This window comes from Synechococcus sp. H55.9, assembly GCF_047462355.1.
In the GTDB taxonomy this organism is placed as follows: domain Bacteria; phylum Cyanobacteriota; class Cyanobacteriia; order Thermostichales; family Thermostichaceae; genus Thermostichus.
On the sequence record NZ_JANSJB010000127.1, the window covers coordinates 1 to 5200 of the forward strand.

General features: G+C 62.6%; 4 protein-coding genes. 1 reads left to right on the forward strand and 3 read right to left on the reverse strand.

Annotated features, from left to right (window positions below; translation table 11 throughout):
- Positions 1 to 187 precede the first annotated feature (187 nt).
- The gene (locus NW857_RS12155; RefSeq protein ID WP_414369087.1) at positions 188 to 1141 is read left to right on the forward strand and encodes a carboxypeptidase-like regulatory domain-containing protein; all 954 of its coding nucleotides are present in this window, start codon (positions 188 to 190) and stop codon (positions 1139 to 1141) included.
- Here NW857_RS12155 and NW857_RS12160 read toward each other — a convergent pair.
- The 3 genes from NW857_RS12160 to NW857_RS12170 form a co-directional block, all read right to left on the reverse strand.
- Entirely contained in the window at positions 1138 to 3138 is a 2001-nt protein-coding gene (locus tag NW857_RS12160) for a hypothetical protein (protein ID WP_414369088.1), read from the reverse strand. The two genes, NW857_RS12155 and NW857_RS12160, sit on opposite strands and share 4 nt — an antisense overlap.
- Positions 3139 to 3201: 63 nt before the next feature.
- Entirely contained in the window at positions 3202 to 3528 is a 327-nt protein-coding gene (locus NW857_RS12165; protein ID WP_414334831.1) for a DUF760 domain-containing protein, read from the reverse strand.
- A 238-nt stretch (positions 3529 to 3766) separates the two neighbouring features.
- Positions 3767 to 5200, reverse strand: a 1434-nt coding sequence (locus NW857_RS12170) for a DNA gyrase C-terminal beta-propeller domain-containing protein (protein ID WP_414369090.1), incomplete at its 5' end; no start/stop codon positions are given.

The following is a 5200-nucleotide window of genomic DNA, read 5'->3' on the forward strand; positions in this document are numbered from 1 at the left end:
CCTGTTTCGGCTGCAGGTGCGCAACATGGTGCCCGTCTTTATCCAACAATGGCAGGCCAACAATCCCTTTTCTGGGTGAGGATCCCTGCAGCAGGATTTTGCTCTGATAGAACCGACTGCCACTACTGGATGTAGCCTTGCCATGCCTCTTTTCTTCTCCCTCAATTCTCTCGGGTGCAGGGTCAGCTTGGGCAGTCTGGCTCTCTGCGGCTGGCTGGCCCTGACTCCGGGAGCGCTGGCCCACCCCATTCCCCACTTCACACCGCTGTTTCCCCATCGAGACCAGGCGGGATCCCAGGCGCGGCTGGTGGGGCAGGTGAGCAACAGCCTGGGGCAGCCGGTGGCCGGGGCGCAGGTGCAGTTGGAGGGCTTGGAGCCCGTCCAGACGGACGAGCAGGGGGCGTTTGAGCTCGACCAGGCTCCTGCCGGACGTTGGATGTTGACCGTATGGCACCCCGACTACGAAAAGGCGGAGCACGAGATCCTGCTGCAGGCGGGCCTGACCACCCCTGTGGATGTGGTTTTGCAGGTGCCCATCCGGCCCCAACCCCGGCGTCGCCTCGGCATTTTGGGGGTAGGAGGGCTGGAACATACCCAGCTTTTGGGCCAGCGCCTGGCCATCGAAGCGGTGCGCCTGGGCCTGATCCCCAACAGCGAGAAGGTGGTGCCCCTGGACAACCGCCGCATTCAGCCCCTTTTGCGCCAGGTGGGCTGGCCGGTCTACGAGCTGTTTGAGTGGGATCGCCGCAAGCCGGAAGCGGTGAGCCAGTTTTTCGATTACCTGGGCCTGGAGGCCATTGTCATCGCCCGCGTCGATGTCCTCACCCGCCCGGCCTCGCCGACGGAGGTGAGTCTGCGCTCCCGCAGCCGCCTGGAGCTGTGGCGGTTTGACGAGCAGGGCAACCTCATGGCGGAGGTTCTGGCAGAAGCCAGCCGCGATCAGGTGGAGCGGGGCAACCTCAACGCCGCTGAGCTGGCGCAGCTCTATCAAATCCAGGTCACCCAAATGGCCGGCGAAATCGGATCCCGCTGGAAAGAAAATCACCCCCTGGCCCCCTACCTGGAACTGGCTCCAGGCGAGGCCCCACCCCCGCCCTCGCGCCTGGATACGGCTGTGGAGCTGGTCATCCCCACCCCCTAGCGACGACGGGAGGAGCCGCCCGAAGAGTGGCGGGAAGAGCTGCCCCCGGAGGAATGGCGGGAGGAGGAGCCGGAAGAACCAGAAGAGCCGCCCCAGGATCCCGTGCCCGAAGAGCGGCCAAAGTCCCTGTCCCAAGAGGAAGTCGAGGTAAAGACTGTAACGGTGCTGTGCCGCTCATCTTCTTGCTCCGCCTGCCACAGGGATCGCTCCAGGCGATCCAGCCTGTCTGCACAGCGCTGCAGAGCGGCTTGAACCCGCTCGATCTCTTGCTGGGCCTGATCGAAGTTCTGCTCGGAGAGGCTGTTCCAGCGCTGAATGGCCGGGATCCCCTCTTGGCTGATGTAGAGGAGGAGCCGCCTCGTTTCTTCCAGCGCTTTGCGCTCTTCCTGCGGCGGGTGGCGGAAGAAGCCCCCATACACCCGGCGATCCAGGTCGGGTAGGCGCTGCTTGAGGCTTTGGAGCTGAGTTTGCAGGCGGCTGAGCTCGGCCTGGTTTTTTTGGTGTTGCTGGACGTAGGCGCGGCTGTGGTTTTCTAGGCTGTCGATGGCGCTGTGCAGCTCGGGCAGGGATCCCAGGGCTGAGGCCAGTTGGGCCAGGTCGTCGGCCTGCCGGGGAAAGCGGTAGCCCTGGTTTTGCCAAGTTTGCAGTTGAGCCAGCAGATCCAGCAGGCGGATCCCGGCCTCGGCCAGCTCCAACCCATCCAGATCCAAACCCCTTTGCTGCAGGGAGCGCACTTGGTTCAACAGCCCGGCCAAGCCAGAGCCGAGAGAGGTCGGGATCCCCGCAGGGGCTTGGCGCAATCGGTTTTCCAGAGTAGCCAGCTTGGCGGAGAGCAGAGCAGGGGCCTTCTGCAGGCGATCCAGCTCCCGTTGCACCCGCTCGATCAGGCCGAGAATGCCATCGGCATCCAAGCGGCTGGGATCCACCCGCAGCAGCTCGACTTTCAGGGGGCGACCTTCCAACTGTTGGCGCAGGTCTTCCAGTTGCCGCAGCAGGGATCCCCCTTCCTCGGCCAGGTTAGAGGGAAGAAACTGCACCGGGTTGAGCAGAGTTTGCAGTTGCTCTTCGCTGAGGTTGAGCAGGCGCTCACGGCTGCCCACCAGGCTGATGTAGAGGCGTTCCCAGGCTTCCACCTGCTGCTCCAGCTCCCTGAGGGTGGTGGGAGTTTGGTTGGAGAGCTGCCCTTGCACCCAAAAGGCCTGCGTGAGAGCCTGCCGACAGGCCTGCAAAGTCTCGAGGAGGCGGGATCCCAACTGTGGGTAGCGCTCCCCCCCCAAAATCAAATAAAGCCGGTAGAAGATAGTCTCCTCCGGCTTGTCACTGGGCAAGAGACCCTCTAGGGCCAAGAGCAGAGTGGCCACCGGAGCTTGCAGGACTTGGATCTGGTTTTGCAACTGCCGGCGGCGCCGCTGCCTGCGCCAGGAGATCGTGCCGCCGATCACTGCTGCGGCACCAGCTCCCACTCCCAGCAGCGGCCAGGGGGAAGGCGGAGGCGGATAGGCCAGCCGATAGCTCTGCTGCAGCCCGACCACCAGCGCCTGCGAGGGATCCCCTTGGCCAAGCAGCTCGCGCACCTGGGATCGGAGGTGTTGGTACTCGTGGTCGGCGGTATCGAGGCGGGTGCCGTAGAGGGTTTCGCCATAGGTGATGTTGAACCCCCAGGGCGGGAAAGTATCGGTGCTGGCGGCTACCGTCAAGCCGTTGCGGTCGTAAAAATCCACTTGCGACAGATCCCGCAGGCCGGCCTCTGCCTCCACACGATCCAAACGGGCAAACCAGGCCTGCTCCGAGGGATCCCGCGCATCGGTGAGATAAACCAGCACCCGAAAACCTTTCGCTGCCCAGGGGGCAGCCGCCTCGCAGACTTGCTTGGCATCCACCGCCAGCCTGGACTCCAGGCGCAAGGTGGCGTAGGGGCAAGCAACCCCTTGGGCTTGAACCGGGCTGGGGGCAAACAGCCACGCCAGTGCTAACAAAAGAGCGACGAGAAATTGCATGCTCCTGGCCCAGCCCGACAGCTCCACTCTAGCGCCATGCCGCAGGAAGTTATGCCTGGGCGGCTAAGAATGGCCGCTCTCCGAATGAGGAGAAGTGTCAGGAGCGGACGGGCTGCCCAAGGATTGCTCCAGGGCCAGACGCTGCTCCATCACCCGCAGAAAATAGCCGCCCATCATCGCGCCGGAGAGCATTTTCGCCAAGCTCTCGCGGTTGGTGATGATCTGCACCCCAAATTGATCGGAGGGCAAGCTCCCCACCAAGCTGCGGATGTTGTGGCCCAAGATCTCCAGCACTTCAGGGGAAGAATTGCGGGCAATATCCTGAAAAATGCTGGGATCCTGAGCTTGCAGATACTGCCAGAGCCGGTTGTCGGGGCTCGGAGTTTGCACAGCCTCAAAACCAGGGATGAAATTTAATGGGCTCGACATGGAGTCACCAAGCTCCCCAAACACAGCAGATCCAGCCCAACTCGGAAGCCCGGCCTGATCCCTCAGGCCTTCGCAGTTGGCCGTTTTGGGCTATGTCAACGCTAACACCCAATCCTCACCCCTCTCGGTACGGGATCCTACCCCTCTGCCGTGGCAAATACCGCACCTGGGATCCAGAGCTGAAGCTGGGGCCTCAGGATCAACGGCTGTCTTCCGAGGTTTCGCCCGCGGGCTCTTCCTCGACTTCAGTGGGATCCCCGACAAAAGAGGCCGGCACCACCGTCACCGCTACAATGCTGTCTTCGGGATCCAAGCGCTGCACCAGCACCCCTGTTGCCTCACGAGACTGAGTGGGGATGGCCTTGGCCAACTGGCGCATAACAATGCCTCTGGCAGTTACCAACAGGATCTCGTCCTCGGCATTGACGATGCGCAGGGCAGCCAATTCATCCGACTCCTGGCGGAACTTGGTGGCGATCACCCCCTTGCCACCCCGGTTTTGCTGACGGAAGTGGTCGATGGCCGAGCGCTTGCCCCGCCCTTCTTTGGTGATCACCAATACCCAGGGGTTGGCCAGCCCCTCCCCCTCTCGCTCAGCAGCCATCACCGACTCGGCGAAAATAATGTCCATACTGACGATGTCGTCACCGGGGTTGAGGGTGATGGCCCGCACGCCGCGAGCAGGCCGCCCTAGGGGACGCAGTTGCTCGTCATCTGCCCGGAAGCGAATGGACATGCCTTGGCGGGTTGCCATCACTACATCGTCGCTGGAGCGGGCGCGGCGCACCCAGCGCAGCTCATCGTTTTCCTCCAGAGAAATGGCAATTAGGCCGTTGGAACGCACATTGGCAAAGGCGCTGAGGGCCGTTTTTTTGATGTAGCCCCCCTGGGTCAGCATCACCAGATATTCGTCGTCGCTGAACTTGCTCACGGGCACCATCGAGGTAACCCGCTCTTCCCGGCTCAGGGGCAGCAACTGGACGATGGCGCTGCCGCGGGCGGTGCGGCTTCCCTGCGGGATCTCGTAGGCAGGCAGGGTATAGACCATCCCCCGATCTGTGAAAAAGAGGATGGTGTCGTGGCTGCGACAGGCAAAAAATTGCTCGATGGCATCGTCGTCTTTGATACGGGTGCCGGCCTTGCCGCGGGTGGCCCGCCCCTGCACCTGAAATTCTTTGATGTCCATGCGCTTGATGTAGCCCTGCTCCGTGAGAAAGATGACCGTCTCGCGGTTCTCGATCAGATCGGCTGTCTGCAGCTCACAGTCTTCCAGACAGAGGCGGGAGCGGCGCGGGCTGGCAAAGCGGGCCTTGAGCTGCTGCAGCTCTTCGCTGATGATCTGCATCACCCGTTCCCGCCGAGTCAGAATGTCCCGCAAATCGGCAATTTGCCTCACCAAGTCTTCGTGTTCGGCCTGGATTTTCTCTGCTTCCAGGGCGGTGAGGCGGCGCAGTTGCATTTGCAAGATCCCGTCGGCTTGCGCTTCGCTCAGGCCCAATGTTGCTTGTAATTCGGATCGGGCGGCGGCGGTATCGGCGGCTCCGCGGATGAGGGCGATCACCCGATCCAACTGCCCCAAAGCCACCAGGTACCCCTGCAACAGGTGATCCCGCTCCTCCGCCTTTTGTAGCTC